Annotated in this window: 14 protein-coding genes and 1 riboswitch; of the genes, 6 read left to right on the top strand and 8 right to left on the bottom strand. The window is 46.7% G+C overall.

Translation table 11 applies throughout. From position 1 onward, the window contains the following. Window positions 1-317: 317 nt before the first annotated feature. From hemG to L4C35_RS21135, 3 genes are read right to left on the bottom strand one after another with little or no spacing between them, the layout of a single operon-like run. Window positions 318-842 (bottom strand): menaquinone-dependent protoporphyrinogen IX dehydrogenase, encoded by a 525-nt coding sequence (hemG, locus tag L4C35_RS21145; RefSeq protein ID WP_428464750.1) that lies wholly within the window; start codon window positions 840-842, stop codon window positions 318-320. Between the two features lie 9 nt (window positions 843-851). Next, the gene (locus L4C35_RS21140; RefSeq protein ID WP_062690405.1) at window positions 852-2,309 is read right to left on the bottom strand and encodes a TrkH family potassium uptake protein; all 1,458 of its coding nucleotides are present in this window, start codon (window positions 2,307-2,309) and stop codon (window positions 852-854) included. A gap of 40 nt (window positions 2,310-2,349) precedes the next feature. Further along, the gene (locus L4C35_RS21135; RefSeq protein ID WP_428464749.1) at window positions 2,350-2,973 is read right to left on the bottom strand and encodes a YigZ family protein; all 624 of its coding nucleotides are present in this window, start codon (window positions 2,971-2,973) and stop codon (window positions 2,350-2,352) included. Window positions 2,974-3,393: 420 nt separating this feature from the next. Here L4C35_RS21135 and fadB point away from each other — a divergent pair, with 420 nt between their 5' ends. The 3 genes from fadB (at window position 3,394) to acuI (ending at window position 7,934) form a co-directional block, all read left to right on the top strand. Then, window positions 3,394-5,571, top strand: coding sequence for a fatty acid oxidation complex subunit alpha FadB (gene fadB, locus L4C35_RS21130; protein ID WP_428464748.1), 2,178 nt, complete (start codon window positions 3,394-3,396; stop codon window positions 5,569-5,571). Between the two features lie 16 nt (window positions 5,572-5,587). Next, on the top strand, window positions 5,588-6,754 hold the full coding sequence (gene fadA, locus L4C35_RS21125; RefSeq protein WP_428464747.1) for an acetyl-CoA C-acyltransferase FadA: 1,167 nt from the start codon (window positions 5,588-5,590) through the stop codon (window positions 6,752-6,754). Between the two features lie 199 nt (window positions 6,755-6,953). Further along, the gene (gene acuI, locus L4C35_RS21120) at window positions 6,954-7,934 is read left to right on the top strand and encodes an acrylyl-CoA reductase (NADPH) (RefSeq protein WP_428464746.1); all 981 of its coding nucleotides are present in this window, start codon (window positions 6,954-6,956) and stop codon (window positions 7,932-7,934) included. 131 nt (window positions 7,935-8,065) lie between these two features. Here the strand turns inward: acuI and L4C35_RS21115 are convergent, their stop codons facing one another. Beyond that, the gene (locus L4C35_RS21115) at window positions 8,066-9,007 is read right to left on the bottom strand and encodes a LysR family transcriptional regulator (RefSeq protein ID WP_428464745.1); all 942 of its coding nucleotides are present in this window, start codon (window positions 9,005-9,007) and stop codon (window positions 8,066-8,068) included. Window positions 9,008-9,129: 122 nt separating this feature from the next. After that, a complete protein-coding gene (locus L4C35_RS21110) occupies window positions 9,130-9,315 on the bottom strand; it encodes a hypothetical protein (protein WP_048900060.1) in 186 nt (61 codons plus the stop codon). Between the two features lie 137 nt (window positions 9,316-9,452). On the opposite strand from L4C35_RS21110, the gene tusA reads away from it, so the two are divergent. Further along, on the top strand, window positions 9,453-9,704 hold the full coding sequence (gene tusA / locus L4C35_RS21105) for a sulfurtransferase TusA (RefSeq protein WP_048900114.1): 252 nt from the start codon (window positions 9,453-9,455) through the stop codon (window positions 9,702-9,704). A 28-nt stretch (window positions 9,705-9,732) separates the two neighbouring features. Here the strand turns inward: tusA and L4C35_RS21100 are convergent, their stop codons facing one another. The 3 genes from L4C35_RS21100 to L4C35_RS21090 all read right to left on the bottom strand — a co-directional run bounded on the left by L4C35_RS21100 (window position 9,733) and on the right by L4C35_RS21090 (window position 11,781). Further along, window positions 9,733-9,996, bottom strand: coding sequence for a hypothetical protein (locus tag L4C35_RS21100; RefSeq protein ID WP_428464744.1), 264 nt, complete (start codon window positions 9,994-9,996; stop codon window positions 9,733-9,735). Between the two features lie 216 nt (window positions 9,997-10,212). Further along, the gene (locus L4C35_RS21095) at window positions 10,213-10,770 is read right to left on the bottom strand and encodes a TMEM165/GDT1 family protein (protein WP_428464754.1); all 558 of its coding nucleotides are present in this window, start codon (window positions 10,768-10,770) and stop codon (window positions 10,213-10,215) included. 92 nt (window positions 10,771-10,862) lie between these two features. Continuing rightward, a riboswitch (yybP-ykoY riboswitch) is annotated at window positions 10,863-10,964 on the bottom strand. 127 nt (window positions 10,965-11,091) lie between these two features. Next, on the bottom strand, window positions 11,092-11,781 hold the full coding sequence (locus tag L4C35_RS21090) for a YiaD family glycine zipper/OmpA-like lipoprotein (protein ID WP_428464743.1): 690 nt from the start codon (window positions 11,779-11,781) through the stop codon (window positions 11,092-11,094). Window positions 11,782-12,058: 277 nt separating this feature from the next. Here L4C35_RS21090 and glyQ point away from each other — a divergent pair, with 277 nt between their 5' ends. Continuing rightward, the gene (gene glyQ, locus L4C35_RS21085) at window positions 12,059-12,970 is read left to right on the top strand and encodes a glycine--tRNA ligase subunit alpha (RefSeq protein WP_303559306.1); all 912 of its coding nucleotides are present in this window, start codon (window positions 12,059-12,061) and stop codon (window positions 12,968-12,970) included. Window positions 12,971-12,979: 9 nt separating this feature from the next. Further along, entirely contained in the window at window positions 12,980-15,064 is a 2,085-nt protein-coding gene (glyS, locus tag L4C35_RS21080) for a glycine--tRNA ligase subunit beta (RefSeq protein WP_428464742.1), read from the top strand. The last annotated feature ends 356 nt before the right edge of the window (window positions 15,065-15,420 follow it).

The raw sequence follows: 15,420 nt of genomic DNA, 5'->3' as shown, positions 1-15,420 counted from the left end.
TATTCGAATTGACTGTGCCAAATAATAAGTAAACTTGTTATTTGTATTGGTCACTCAGTTCATTGATGCCAAATTCATTCTTACTTAAAAAGTAACAATGAATAGTTTTGACTATTCATTTCACGAGTGCCCACACAGATTGCATGGTCAAATTGTTAAAGAACATACTGACTTATCGTTGCTGGCTAAGCGCCTTGCTCCGTGTCAGTGAGGACGCATTATAGAGAGTTCGATCGGTTTGGCAAGACCCTTTTTTCAAAAAAAACCGCTTTTCTTTTCAAGTGGTCAAATAAACACCAAAGCGATAAAAACCACAGCTAAAACTGCTTAAAAGCCACTGCAAACCGAGCAACGGCGTCCCAATCGGTATATTCCACTTCTTTACTGGTATCCGTCTCGCCACCCGTAATACGCATAATGAACTGAATCATGGTGCGATCAAACAAGTTATAACGCGGATAGCGCAGCGCCCCCGCGAATACAGCTTGTAAACTTGGGCACCAAGGCGACTTCACTAAGAACTTCTTCATATAAGCGCTGGTTTCAGGGGTGTTCTTCCCTTCTTTACGTGCAGTCAGGTTTACACAGAAGAAAGCGACCTTATGTTGTTCTAATGCCTGAAGGTTCTTTTCAATAAATTGATAGAGCTTCTTACTTAAGTGACCATATCGAACAGCCGCACCAATTAAGACACGATCGTATTTTTGCCACTCAATATCAGGCAAGCTATTGAGGTCTTGCAGTGTACATTGGCAATCTTGACCCAATTCCTTCTTTATATAGTCAAGGATCTTAATCGTCTGACCGTCCGTGCTCGAATGCAGTAATAAAACCTGTTCCACTTTGGCTCCTTAGTTTCGCCAGAATGTTGGTGTAAATAAGACTAATAACGTAAATACTTCAAGACGACCAAATAGCATTGCGATAATTAGTATCCACTTGGCAGCTGAGTTTACCTCACCAAAATGCACTGCAACTTCACCGAGTCCTGGACCTAAGTTATTTAATGTTGCAGCAACCGCAGAGAATGCGGTTAATTCATCGATGCCTGTTGCGATTAATGCCAGCATACACACCACAAATACCAGAGCGTAAGCCGAGAAAAACCCCCATACCGCATCAACCACACGTTGCGGCAAAGCTTTGTTACCCACTTTAATGGTATAAACCGCCCGCGGGTGCACCAAACGTTTCAGTTCACGTACACCTTGTAAGAAGAGAAGTAGCATACGGATCACTTTCATGCCGCCCCCCGTCGAACCAGCACAGCCCCCAACAAAAGAAGAGAACAGCAATAATACCGGTAAGAAAAGTGGCCACTCAGAAAAACTGGTGGTGGTAAAACCCGCCGTCGTCGAAATAGATACAGTTTGGAACAATGCCTGATCAAACGCATCGTAATAAGAGTCGTACGAGTGATGTTTCAGTAACATGCCAAAACAAATCGCCAGCAAGATAAACTGAGCACCAAAAAAGGCGCGAAACTCAGGATCGCGCCAATAAGTCCGTAAATTCACGCCGCCATTGGCAAAAGCAGCAAAGTGAAGCGAGAAGTTACATGCCGATATCAGCAGGAAGACCACAGTGATCATGTTAATGGTGGGGCTATTAAAATACCCCATGCTGGCATCGTGGGTAGAGAAACCACCAATCGCGATAGTCGAGAAGCTGTGTGATACCGCATCAAATGGCGTCATCCCTGCCATCCAAAAAGCAAAGGCACAACTAACCGTTAAGGCTAAATAGATATACCACAGAGTTTTAGCCGTTTCGGCAATCCGTGGCGTCATCTTTGAATCTTTAACCGGGCCTGGAATTTCTGCCCGGTAAAGCTGCATACCACCGATACCGAGAACAGGTAAAATCGCAACGGCTAATACAATGATCCCCATTCCACCAAACCACTGTAGTAACTGACGGTAGAATAAAATCGCTTTGGGTAAATCGTCTAACCCGACAATCACCGTCGCCCCTGTAGTGGTTAAGGCAGAAAACGATTCAAAAAAAGCATCAGTCACGGAGAGATCGGGGGTTTTCGAGAGCAGAAAAGGCACAGCGCCTGCGCTACCAATTACCGTCCAGAATAGAACAACAATCAAAAAGCCATCACGAGCTTTCAGTTCATGCCGATGGCGACGGTTTGGCAACCATAATACGGCGCCGCCCATTAATAGAAGAAAGAAGGTCACCACGAAAGGGAAACCCGCACCATCACGATAAAATAATGCCACCATCGCAGGCACTAACATGGTGACACTGAATAAGGCGAGCAAAAGCCCGACGATTCTTATGATTGAACGAAACTGCATGAACTAGCTGGCTCTCATCCTAAACAATATGGTTATGCGTTTAACGCTCGACAGTTTTGGCAGTCAAGGTGCCGCCACTACGATTAACTAAAGCCACACAAAAAGCATCGACACAACGACAATCAATCTCGGCTATTAGGTGTACCGACTCTGTATAGCTTGCAGTTAAAGTGCTACCGCAATGTTCGGCAAGCAATGTCTCCACCAGCGCAACTTGATTATAAGCACAACAAATCTCGAGCTCAGACGTAATCACTTTTTCTTGCGTTTGCAATCGGGTTAATGCTTGTTGTACGCCACCACCATAGGCTTTGACTAACCCCCCCGTACCTAACTTAATCCCACCCGAATACCGTGTCACCACTGCGGTTATTTCACCCACGCCCGAGCCTGTTAGTTGAGCAAGAATAGGTTTACCCGCCGTACCTGAAGGTTCGCCATCATCGCTAAAACCCCATTTCATGGAATCTGATGGTCTGCCAGCGACAAAAGCCCAACAATTATGACGGGCATCCGCATGCTGTGTTTTGATCTGCTGCACAAAGGCTTTGGCAGCTTCCACCGTAGGGGTGTGTGCAAGATAAGTAATAAAGCGGCTTTTCTTGATTTCTTCTTCATAAGAAGCCCTGGCTGCGGGTACTAAATACGGTTCTGAAGCTGTCATTAAAAAACAATTTGGTCATGGTTTAGTAACCGAGCAGGATACCACAACCAATACAATAACCCCTTCACTTCTGCGTATAACCAGTCGCAAAGTACCCGTTTTTCAGTTTGCGACTCTATCTATACTCTTCTGCTGTGAATACTGAATCTCAGCTTACCTCTCTCAGCACACTCGCCAAACTGTAACATCTTAACAACATACCGCCATTTAATCGTCAAGCCTTATCATGTAAAAACTCTTTCATATCAAGGTGCAAGATTCTTCTGCGCTATTTTGTATGTTTATTTCGCACCTAAAAGTTAAACAATTGTTTTAAATAAGTGTTGTAATTGCTAAATATCGGGTTCACACTAAATTTGTCTGGTACAGGTCAAACCACTAAATCAAGCCAGCTTAGACTGGAATTCACGGAGATAGAACATGATTTACCAAGGTGAAACCCTATCCGTTGACTATCTGGAAGATGGTATTGCGGAGCTCAACCTCAGCGCCCCTAACAGCGTAAATAAATTTGATATCAAGACCCTAGAGTGTTTCAGTGAAGCTCTTAATGCTCTTTACCAACAAAATGACCTCAAAGGCCTGATTGTGACATCGGCCAAAGGGGCCTTTGTGGTGGGCGCGGATATTACTGAATTTATGGGCTTATTCGCTAAGACAGAACAAGAGCTGTCGCAATGGTTAACCCGTGCCAATGATATCTTCAATAAATTAGAAGACCTGCCCGTGCCAACACTCTCTGCCATTAATGGCCATGCACTCGGCGGCGGCTGTGAATGCGTACTGGCAACCGATTTTCGCTTAGCCGATAGCACGGCACGTATCGGGTTGCCTGAAACCAAATTAGGGATCATGCCCGGTTTTGGTGGGACAGTACGTTTACCTCGCTTGATTGGCGCTGATTCAGCAATGGAAATCATCACCGCAGGTAAAGATAAAAAAGCCCCCGAAGCCCTCAAACTGGGTCTCGTTGATGCCGTAGTTGCACCAGATGCCTTGCGCGACAATGCGATAACGATGATCAAAGATGCCATTGCGGGTAAATTAAATTGGCAGCAGCGCCGAGAACAAAAAAAATCCCCTCTTTTATTAAATCGAACTGAAGCCATGATGAGCTTTACGATGGCCAAAGCCATGGTGGCTCAAGTTGCAGGAAAACATTACCCCGCTCCGATGGCAGCAGTAATGACGATAGAAGAAGCGGCTCGTATGTCGCGCGATGACGCCTTGGTTGTCGAAAACAAACACTTCGTCAAACTGGCAAAAACCGATGTTGCTCAGGCCCTAGTCGGATTATTTCTTAACGATCAGTTTATTAAAGGTAATGCTAAGCAAGCAGCCAAAGCAGGAAAACCGACAACTAAAGGGGCAGTGCTGGGCGCGGGCATCATGGGAGGTGGCATTGCTTATCAGTCTGCCCTCAAAGGTGTGCCTGTATTAATGAAGGACATTGCCGAGCCATCCCTGGCGCTGGGCATGAATGAAGCAACCAAGTTACTCAACAAACAGCTAGAGCGCGGTCGTATCGATGGCTTTAAAATGGCGGGGATTATCTCCTCAATCACCCCAAGCCTGAGCTATGCCGGTATCGAACACGCCGACGTGATCGTTGAAGCCGTGGTTGAGAATCCAAAAATCAAAGCGGCGGTACTGGCTGAAGTTGAACAGCATGTCTCTGCAGATACTGTAGTGACCTCCAATACCTCAACCATTCCAATCAACTTATTAGCAGAATCGCTACAGCGTCCAGAGAACTTCTGTGGCATGCACTTTTTTAATCCCGTGCACCGCATGCCTTTGGTTGAAATCATCCGGGGCGAAAAAACCTCGGACGATACCATCAATCGCGTTGTGGCTTACGCCGCCAAAATGGGTAAATCCCCTATCGTCGTTAACGACTGCCCTGGCTTCTTCGTCAACCGTGTGCTCTTTCCTTACTTTGCAGGCTTTAGCATGCTGCTACGTGACGGCGCCGATTTTACACAAGTCGATAAGGTCATGGAGAAACAATTCGGTTGGCCAATGGGCCCAGCTTACTTGCTTGATGTCGTCGGTATCGATACCGCCCATCACGCCCAAGCGGTCATGGCGGAAGGCTTTCCAGAGCGCATGAACAAAGATTACAAAGATGCGGTTGATGTGATGTTTGAAAGTGGCCGATTTGGCCAGAAAAACGGTAAAGGCTTCTTTAGCTATTCTATCGACCGTAAAGGCAAACCGAAAAAAGCACGCGATCCCGACGTCGCGGAACTACTGTCACCAGTTTTGGGTACTGCGACCGAATACAGCAGCGAAGAAATCATTGCACGCACCATGGTACCAATGATCAACGAAGTCGTGCGTTGTTTAGAAGAAAACATTATTGCGACCCCAGCAGAAGCAGATATGGCATTGGTATATGGCTTAGGCTTCCCTCCTTTCCGTGGTGGCGTCTTCCGTTACTTAGACACCATGGGATTAGCACAATACGTCGCGATGGCCGATGAATATGCTCACCTTGGTGCGGTTTACCAAGTGCCAGCAGGTTTGCGCGCAAAAGCGGAGAAAGGCGAAAGTTATTACGCTATCGACACCGCATCAGCACCATTTAACGCTTAAGGACGAGGGATAAACCATGAATAACGCTGTCATTGTAGATTGTATCCGTACCCCGATGGGACGTTCAAAAGCGGGTGCATTTCGGCATGTCCGTGCTGAAGATCTATCAGCACACTTAATGAAGGGTTTGTTAAGTCGCAACCCACAAGTCGATCCCACTCAGATCGAAGATATTTACTGGGGGTGTGTCCAACAAACCCTAGAGCAAGGTTTTAATATTGGCCGTAACGCTGCCTTAATCGCAGGGATCCCGCACACGGTCGGTGCTACCACAGTAAACCGTTTATGCGGTTCATCGATGCAAGCACTGCATGATGCGACTCGCGCCATCATGGTGGGTGATGCAGAAACCTGCATTATCGGAGGCGTTGAACACATGGGTCATGTACCAATGAACCATGGCGTGGATTTCCACCCAGGCATGTCCAAGTCCGTTGCCAAGGCGGCTGGCATGATGGGGCTCACCGCTGAAATGTTAGGTCGAATGCATGGCATTAGCCGTGAGATGCAAGATGAGTTCGCTGCTCGCTCACACCGCTTGGCGCATGCTGCCACCGTTGAAGGACGCTTCAAAAATGAAATCTTGCCAATTGAGGGACATGATGAAAACGGGGCGCTTAAACTGTTTGATTATGATGAAGTGATCCGCCCAGAAACAACCGTTGAAGGGTTGGCTGGATTGCGCCCAGTCTTTGATCCCGTCAACGGTACTGTCACCGCGGGTACCTCATCAGCACTGTCTGATGGTGCTTCGGCCATGTTAGTGATGAGCGAGGAACGCGCCAAAGCACTCGGCCTCACGATTAGAGCGCGCGTGAAATCCATGGCTGTGGCAGGCTGTGATCCCTCTATCATGGGTTATGGCCCTGTGCCTGCAACTCAAAAAGCCTTAAAACGTGCAGGCCTCAATATCAGTGATATTGGCATGATCGAACTCAACGAAGCCTTTGCGGCTCAATCACTGCCATGCGCCAAAGATCTCGACTTACTGGATAAAGTGGAAGAGAAGGTAAACCTTAACGGTGGTGCAATCGCGCTGGGTCATCCACTCGGCTGCTCAGGCTCACGGATCTCAACCACCTTGATTAACCTGATGGAGCATCGTGATGTCCAGTTTGGCCTCGCCACCATGTGTATCGGCTTAGGCCAAGGGATCGCGACTATCTTTGAGCGGGTTGAATAACCTTCTTTAACGAATACCGAGCAAAGCCCACATTCGTGGGCTTTTCTTTTATACCTCAAGTTATTGCCGCAGCCACACTCACCTTACATGCGTGATAGTCATAGATAAAATGATAAAGTTTCATTTTATTCATAGTCACTTGCCAGCTACACTCTCTTCATCAAAACAGACTTACTTTTCCATTTACCGGAGTATTCCTATGTTTAAGGCACTTGTTCTCGATCAGGAAGATAAAAAAACCATCGCGGGTATTCGTCAATTAGAAACGGATCAGCTACCCGAAGGTGATGTTCTGATCGATGTAGATTACTCATCGCTAAACTACAAAGATGGTCTAGCAATCACAGGTAAAGGAAGAATTGTTCGTCAATTCCCAATGGTGCCAGGTATTGATCTAGCGGGTAAAGTGGTTGAATCAAGCGATGACCGCTACCAAGCTGGCGACAGTGTCGTACTCACTGGCTGGGGCGTTGGTGAGGGCCACTGGGGCGGCATGGCAGAAAAAGCGCGCTTAAAAGCGGATTGGTTAGTGCCACTACCAGCAAAACTAGACGGCAAACAAGCCATGATGATCGGTACTGCCGGTCTAACTGCGATGCTGTGTGTACAAGCGATTGTTGATGCAGGCGTTAAACCAGAATCTGGTGAAGTCCTCGTTACTGGCGCAAGTGGTGGTGTGGGTTCTGTTGCCGTTACACTACTTTCGCAACTTGGTTACCAAGTGGCAGCCGTAACGGGTCGTATCGAAGAAAACGGTGAGCTACTTACACAACTTGGCGCGCAGCGTGTTATCGAACGCAGTGAATTTGAAGAACCTGCTCGCCCACTGGAAAAACAAGTGTGGGCAGGTGCTATTGATACTGTGGGTAGCAAAGTATTAGCCAAGGTACTAGCACAAATGGACTACAACGGTGCAGTAGCAGCGTGCGGCCTAGCCGGTGGTTTTGATTTACCAACCACAGTGATGCCATTCATTCTGCGCAACGTACGCCTACAAGGTGTCGATTCTGTGTCTTGTCCGTTTGAAAAACGCCAGCAAGCTTGGCAACGTCTGGAAGAATTGCTACCAGCAAGCTTCTACCAACAAGCATGCCGTGAAGTGGCACTCGAAGAAGTTGCTGAATGTGCCGACGCAATCACGCGTGGTCAAATCACGGGTCGCGTAGTAATCAAACTATAAGTGATTTTCAAACTGTAAATGGCTATCAAGCTATCGCAGAACGCAACAACGAATGACTACCTTGGCCAGCGATATGCTGGCCTTTTTTATGACCGTACCTTGTACTCACCCTAATCACAATGACAGTTGGTTTAGGCTAACCCCATATCGTGAATACGCTTTGCGATCAGCTTGCCACACTCTTCTTGGATCAGATTGCGGAGCCAAATTTGTGAGGCAGAATGCTCACACCTAGGGTGCCAAATCAGTGAGTAATCGAACGGTTCAAACTTAAACGGTAACGGCTTCACCACCAAGTCATGCTTCTCTGCCACTAAGTACGCCAAATCCGCAGGAACAGTGATCATCAAAGGCATCTTATCGACAATCGCTAACGCTGCTTCTAAATGATACGCCCGCAGTACCATTTTTCGCTCAGGGTAACCTCGCAATGCTTCATCAATTAGCGCTTTCACCCCATCGCTAATCGCAATCATCGCATGCGGTGACGTTAAGTAATCATCTAACGTTAACGTTTTGTCCGCCAATGGGTGATTTCGTGACAATAAACAAAAGACACTCACCAACCCCAAGCTGTCTTTACACAAAGGTTCCACTGGGCCAGTTGGCCGACAGATCGCCATATCACAGCCGTCAGAGGTGAGTTGCGTTAATAAGTGATCGTGTTGCAATGGCGCAAACTCTAACGAAATATTCGGGGCTTCTTCATAAATCCGCGGCAAAGCAAACGGCAAAATGGTTTGCATCGCGTAGTCAGTTGTCGCTATCACAAAATGCTGATCGCACAATGCAGGTTGGAAATCATTGGGGGTTAATAATATACGCAATGATTCAAGGGGATCATTTAACGCCTCGCTGAGTTCGAGCGCTCGTTGCGTCGGTAGCAAGTGTTGCCCTTGTCGTGTAAATAGCGGATCGGATAAAAGCTCACGTAAACGGCCAAGGACTCGGCTCATCGCCGACTGACTTAAATTCAACCGTACCGCAGCGCGACTGACACTGCCTTCTTCCAGTAATACTTTCAGTGCCACCAGCAGATTAAGATCGCGACGATAAACTTCTTCCAGCTCCATATACTTCACCTTAACGTTAGACCGTTAAATTATGCAGCGTGAGATAAAAAAAATCCCGCTATATTAAGCGGGGAAGCCCAAGAAAATGGGGAGTGTGTATTCGTAAGATAAGGTACCTGAACTTATTTCAATTCTTCTTCTTCAAGCTCTGAGGTATTCATGAGTTCAAACCACAAGCCAAGTGCTGCTGCAATCACACCACCCAGTGCGAACAAGCTTGCGTCTGCGGGGCCGCGTAACACCAATGAACAAAAGGTGATAAAACACAGCACGCTATAAATGGTAAGACGATCGAGGTGAGTCAACATAATGCCTCCTAATCCTTTAGAAAAACGTTAACGACTTGTAAATTAAGTTACACCCTTTATTTTGTTTTGCCAACCCTTATTGATTAATTCTTATCCATCAGTATGATCAGCAATTCGAAACTAAAGGTGTGCGTATGATGACTGCTATATTTGACAACCCAACTCACAGCTTGGAAGCACAGGGGCTTCGTTGCCCAGAACCAGTAATGATGGTTCGCAAAACAGTGAGGAAGATGACTGAAGGCGAAACCTTATTAATCATTGCTGATGATCCCTCTACCACGCGTGATATCCCGAGCTTTTGCCGCTTTATGGATCACACCTTAGTGGCATCAGAAATCGACAACTTGCCTTATCGTTTTCTCATTCGTAAAGGCAGTGAAAAGTAAAAAGGCAGCTCAATGAGCTGCCTTTTTATTATATATCTTGCTGCTCGTAGCTTTCACGAACTTGCTTACGGGCAGTTTCTAATTCATGCCTCAGCTCTCGCAGTTCTTTTTTCATTGGAATGACATAGCGTAGCCGTACTAAAGCATCCACCGATAGATAAGTAGTCACAATAGCGCCTACGACCATAGGTAACCACATATCAGTTAACACCATGCCGAGTACATTTAACGCGAGTGCGATATGAAAAAGCCAACACTGGCTTTGCGGCGAAATGGCGAGATAACGGATCATAACAACCTCCTATCTTGGCTTAACTTAAGCACTTCCAACTTAGCATAACTGGTATAAACAACCAGCTGCAAAGGTCACAGTTCGTTGATTTTCCATTCAATAATCACCATGACACCAGTAACATTAACAGAATTGACCTACCACACTGATTGCGTGCCACGGTTCCACGTGAAACACTACTTTAAGCCAAGCATCAAGGTAATACGGCTCACTCGCTTATAAGCCAACTGCCGCCGCCATTGCCAAGCCAGCAAATAAAGCTGCGGTAATTTTACGGATCAAATCTAACGGCATTTTATCTGCAGAGAGTTTACCAATCAGCACCACAGGCACATTCGCCAATAACATCCCCACAGTTGTCCCGATCACCACCAGCAATAAAGCATCATGGTACTTTGCCCCTAGCATGGTGGTCGCAACTTGCGTTTTGTCGCCAATCTCAGCAATAAAGAAAGCAATAAAACTCGCCACAAAAGGCCCTCGATTTGAGATTTTTTCATCATCATCGAGCTTGTCTGGGATCAAAATCCAGCCAGCCATCACGATGAAACTGACCACCAACACCCACTTCAATACATCAGGGGTTAAGTAGTCTGCTACCACAACGCCGAGCCAAGCAGCCAAAGCATGATTAGCAATCGTAGCCAGAAAAATCGCTAAAATGATCGGAAGAGGTTTGCGATAACGGCTTGCCAGCAACAGCGACAACAATTGGGTTTTATCGCCAATTTCGGCTAAGGCAACGGTAGTAATAGAAACAGCGAGAACACTCACGACATACTCTTGGGGGCGAGGATAGTTATTAGCACCATAGGCAAACAAACATGCCCCACCCCGGTTCATGCTGGTTTACCAATGGTCTCGCCAAACTCACTAGTAGGATTAGTGTGAGTCATAACCGCCATGAAGATTTTGCTTCAATTATGTTGACGATTATCTCGATAGATCGAGAGGCTACTCCCCAAAGGAGCCGTAATAATAGCGAGAGTGATCACGGGAAACAAGCGCAAAAATGTAAATGCTTATCAACAAAAAAAGGCTAACACTCAGTGCTAGCCTTCAATTCTACTTTTACTATTCGCGCCAATACAAAAATTAAGATAATGGACTTAATACAATCTCAACCCGACGATTTTGCGCGCGGCCTTGCTCTGAACCATTCGATGCAATTGGATGCGCTTCGCCCATGCCTTTCGTCACGACACGGTTAACACCAACACCTTGACGGATCAGGTAGTTACTCACTTCACTCGCACGCACTTGCGATAGACGCAGGTTATATTGTGCGGTGCCTTTACTGTCGGTAAAACCGTAAACGTTCAATGCTGTTTTGTCGTATTCTTTGGCAACAACCGCCACATTGGTCAGCGCCGTTTTAGCTCGACCACTTAAATCTGATTGGTCAAAGCCAAAAGTGATTTCATTCGGCATGTTCAAGATAATGTCGTTGCCATTACGCGTCACACTGATACCCGAAGCTTCAAGCTGTTGACGTAATTTAGTCTCTTGCACATCCATGTAATAACCAATACCACCACCTAACGCGGCACCAGAAGCTGCACCAATCAGTGCACCTTTACCACGGTCTTTCTTGCTTGAAGACGCGACACCGATTGCTGCTCCCGCCATCGCACCAATCAGTGCGCCGCTGGTCGCTTTGGCAGTTTGATCTTCACGAGTATAAGGATTAACGGTCGAACAGCCGCTCACCATCATCACCACACCTAAAGCCACGACAACACTGCGTAGCCATTTATTTGTCTTACCACCTGCTTGTACATTCATTGCATCTACACTCGTTTGTCTTTAACGCGCTCTTAGCATCCATTATGCCGGCACTTTAATTTCGCCGAATTGTAATCAGCTCAATCATGAAAATCATCAAGGGAATGTCAAAAAAGCCCATGCCGAGCAATAATCCGCACTTACCACAAATTTCTCGCGCCAATTTGGAACTTGATGGGTAAAAAACATGCACTAGCCCTACTCGCTCCTTAGCTGGCGAGGTATACTGGATTGTTATGATATTTTCTTTTAATCCACTAATCTCGCGAAGCTGACAATGCAGAAATTCGATATTAAAACCTTTCAGGGCATGATCCTCGCGCTGCAGGATTACTGGGGCCAGCAAGGTTGTACCATTGTACAACCACTAGACATGGAAGTAGGTGCAGGTACCTCTCACCCAATGACATGTTTACGTGCTCTAGGTCCAGAGCCTATTGCAGCAGCGTACGTACAACCATCTCGCCGTCCTACCGATGGCCGCTATGGTGAAAATCCAAACCGTCTTCAACACTATTACCAGTTCCAGGTGATCATCAAACCATCACCCGATAACATCCAAGAGCTGTACTTAGGTTCACTAGAAGCGCTAGGCATCGATACGCAAGTACACGATATCCGTTTCGTAGAAGACAACTGGGAAAACCCAACATTGGGCGCCTGGGGTCTTGGCTGGGAAGTATGGCTTAACGGCATGGAAGTGACTCAGTTCACTTACTTCCAGCAGGTTGGTGGCCTTGAGTGTAAACCTGTAACAGGTGAAATCACTTACGGTATTGAGCGTCTAGCCATGTACATCCAAGGTGTAGACTCAGTTTACGACCTCGTATGGACTGATGGCCCACTAGGTAAAGTAACCTATGGTGACATCTTCCACCAAAACGAAGTTGAGCAATCAACTTACAACTTCGAACATGCCGACGTTGATTTCCTATTCACCTTCTTCGACCAGTGCGAAAAAGAGTGTCAGGAACTACTAGCACTAGAGACACCACTGTCACTACCTGCTTACGAACGTATTCTAAAAGCAGGTCATGCATTCAACTTACTTGATGCACGCAAAGCTATCTCAGTTACCGAGCGTCAGCGTTACATTCTGCGCATTCGTAACTTAACGAAGCAAGTAGCAGAAGCTTATTATGCTTCACGTGAAGCACTTGGCTTCCCTATGTGCAAAAAAGACAAGTAAGGATTAAGCATGGCTGAACACAATTTCCTTATTGAGCTAGGTACTGAAGAGCTACCACCAAAAGCACTTCGTACCCTTGCTGAAGCATTTGCAGCAAACTTTGAAGCAGAGCTAAAAGCCGCAGCACTCCCACACCAAGGTGTGAAGTGGTTTGCAGCGCCGCGTCGTCTAGCACTTAAAGTGGCAAACCTTGCAGAAGGCCAACCAGACAAAGTAGTAGAAAAACGTGGTCCGGCGGTTTCTGTTGCCTTTGATGCTGAAGGTAATGCAACCAAAGCCGCTCAAGGCTGGGCGCGTGGTAACGGTATTACCGTTGAACAAGCTGACCGTCTGGTAACAGACAAAGGCGAATGGCTACTATTCAAACAAGAAGTCAAAGGCCAATCAGCTGACGCATTGCTTTGTGAAATGGCTGCAAACGCACTCGCGAAGCTACCAATTCCTAAGCCAATGCGCTGGGGCGATAAAGAAACACAATTTATCCGTCCAGTTAAGACGCTAACCATGCTGCTTGGTGATACCCTTATCCCTGGCACTATTCTTGGTGTTGAATCGGCACGCACTATCCGTGGTCACCGTTTCATGGGTGAAGCTGAGTTCACTATCGATCATGCTGACCAATACCCTGCGATTCTTGAAGAGCGCGGTAAAGTGATGGCTGATTACGAAGCGCGTAAAGCGATTATTCTTGCTGATGCGAAGAAAGCCGCAGACGCCGTGGGTGGCAAAGCCGATCTAGAAGATGAGCTAGTCGAAGAAGTAACGTCACTGGTTGAATGGCCTGTCGTGTTAACAGCTTCTTTCGAAGAGGACTTCCTGAACGTACCATCTGAAGCTTTGGTTTACACCATGAAAGGCGATCAGAAGTACTTCCCTGTGTACGATGCTGACGGTAACTTAGTGCCTAAGTTTATCTTCGTATCTAACATCATTTCGAAAGACCCTCGTCAGATCATCGAAGGTAACGAGAAAGTTGTTCGCCCTCGCCTTGCAGATGCAGAGTTCTTCTTCAACACCGACCGCAAGCGTCCACTTGTCGATCGTCTGCCTGAACTAGAAACCGCTATCTTCCAAAAGCAACTGGGTACAATCAAAGACAAAACTGATCGTATTACTGAGCTTGCAGGTTACATCGCAGAGCAAATCGATGCTGACGTTACCAACGCTAAGCGTGCTGGCCTACTGGCGAAGTGTGACCTAATGACATCGATGGTATTCGAGTTTACCGATACCCAAGGTGTCATGGGCATGCACTACGCACGTCACGATGGTGAAGCTGAAGATGTTGCACTTGCTCTGAACGAGCAATACATGCCTCGCTTCGCGGGTGATGAACTACCAAGTACGGGTGTTTCAGCAGCAGTTGCTATGGCTGACAAGCTCGATACCCTTGTAGGTATCTTTGGTATTGGCCAAGCACCGAAAGGTTCTGACCCATTTGCCCTTCGTCGTGCAGCGCTAGGCGTACTACGTATCATCGTTGAGAAAGGCTACCACCTAGACTTAGTTGACCTGATCGCAAAAGCGAAATCGCTATTTGCTAACGAAGACGGTACAACTAAGCTAACCAACGATAATGTAGAAGCGGAAGTGATTGATTTCATGCTAGGCCGTTTCCGTGCATGGTACCAAGATGAAGGTCACAGTGTAGACGTGATTCAAGCGGTACTGGCATTGCGTCCAACGCAACCAGCTGATTTTGACAAACGCGTTAAAGCAGTAAGTCATTTCCGCTCGCTAGATGCAGCAGAATCACTGGCAGCAGCAAACAAACGTGTTGGTAATATCCTGGCGAAATTCGACGGTGAGCTTGCAGCCAGCGTTGATAGTAGCCTGCTAGTTGAAGATGCAGAGAAAGCACTTGCTGCTGACATTGCTGCAATGCTTGAAAAACTAGTTCCTGTGTTTGCCCAAGGTAATTACCAGCAAGCACTGTCAGAGCTAGCAACACTACGTGAAGCGGTTGATGCCTTCTTCGATAACGTAATGGTGATGGCTGATGACGAGAAACTAAAAGTGAACCGTCTTACTATGCTGAGCCAACTGCGTAACGAATTCTTTAAAGTAGCGGATATTTCGCTTCTGCAAAAGTAAGTTAACGCATGACTATTTAAGCCCGCCAAACTCTGTTAGGCGGGCTTTTTTCTGCCTGAACGATGCTAAGTAAGCTATCGCCTCCCAACAAGAAAACCCCTGTTTCTTACTCAGCTTATCTATCTACCGTCGCCCTATCTTTGACCTTCTCTTTTCAGTTTCACTGTTTCACGTGAAACGCAGCAAGCAGAATTTTACTACACTCATAACAGGCAAAACACTCACTGCGCTTACCATGTAATTGAAATGGAAAACTGGCTTTTCCTTCATGAAAGGATCAGGTATGTTGACAGTTGAGCATAAGTTATACAGCTAAGTAATAACGATAAATCTAAGAGCAACGTGCCGAGGTCGGA

The sequence above is a fragment of the Photobacterium kagoshimensis genome, from assembly GCF_050337045.1.
Lineage (GTDB): Bacteria > Pseudomonadota > Gammaproteobacteria > Enterobacterales > Vibrionaceae > Photobacterium > Photobacterium kagoshimensis.
The sequence above is the reverse complement of the archived record's forward strand: the minus strand, read 5'-3'. Positions and strand labels throughout refer to the sequence as shown.

Coding starts and splice junctions, on each gene's coding strand:
- fadA (WP_428464747.1), top strand. CDS start 5,588: ATGAATAACGCTGTCATTGTAGATTGTATCCGTACCCCGATGGGACGT.
- L4C35_RS21115 (WP_428464745.1), bottom strand. CDS start 9,007: ATGGAGCTGGAAGAAGTTTATCGTCGCGATCTTAATCTGCTGGTGGCA.
- glyS (WP_428464742.1), top strand. CDS start 12,980: ATGGCTGAACACAATTTCCTTATTGAGCTAGGTACTGAAGAGCTACCA.
- tusA (WP_048900114.1), top strand. CDS start 9,453: ATGACTGCTATATTTGACAACCCAACTCACAGCTTGGAAGCACAGGGG.
- acuI (WP_428464746.1), top strand. CDS start 6,954: ATGTTTAAGGCACTTGTTCTCGATCAGGAAGATAAAAAAACCATCGCG.
- fadB (WP_428464748.1), top strand. CDS start 3,394: ATGATTTACCAAGGTGAAACCCTATCCGTTGACTATCTGGAAGATGGT.
- L4C35_RS21090 (WP_428464743.1), bottom strand. CDS start 11,781: ATGAATGTACAAGCAGGTGGTAAGACAAATAAATGGCTACGCAGTGTT.
- glyQ (WP_303559306.1), top strand. CDS start 12,059: ATGCAGAAATTCGATATTAAAACCTTTCAGGGCATGATCCTCGCGCTG.
- L4C35_RS21110 (WP_048900060.1), bottom strand. CDS start 9,315: ATGTTGACTCACCTCGATCGTCTTACCATTTATAGCGTGCTGTGTTTT.
- L4C35_RS21100 (WP_428464744.1), bottom strand. CDS start 9,996: ATGATCCGTTATCTCGCCATTTCGCCGCAAAGCCAGTGTTGGCTTTTT.
- L4C35_RS21135 (WP_428464749.1), bottom strand. CDS start 2,973: ATGACAGCTTCAGAACCGTATTTAGTACCCGCAGCCAGGGCTTCTTAT.
- L4C35_RS21140 (WP_062690405.1), bottom strand. CDS start 2,309: ATGCAGTTTCGTTCAATCATAAGAATCGTCGGGCTTTTGCTCGCCTTA.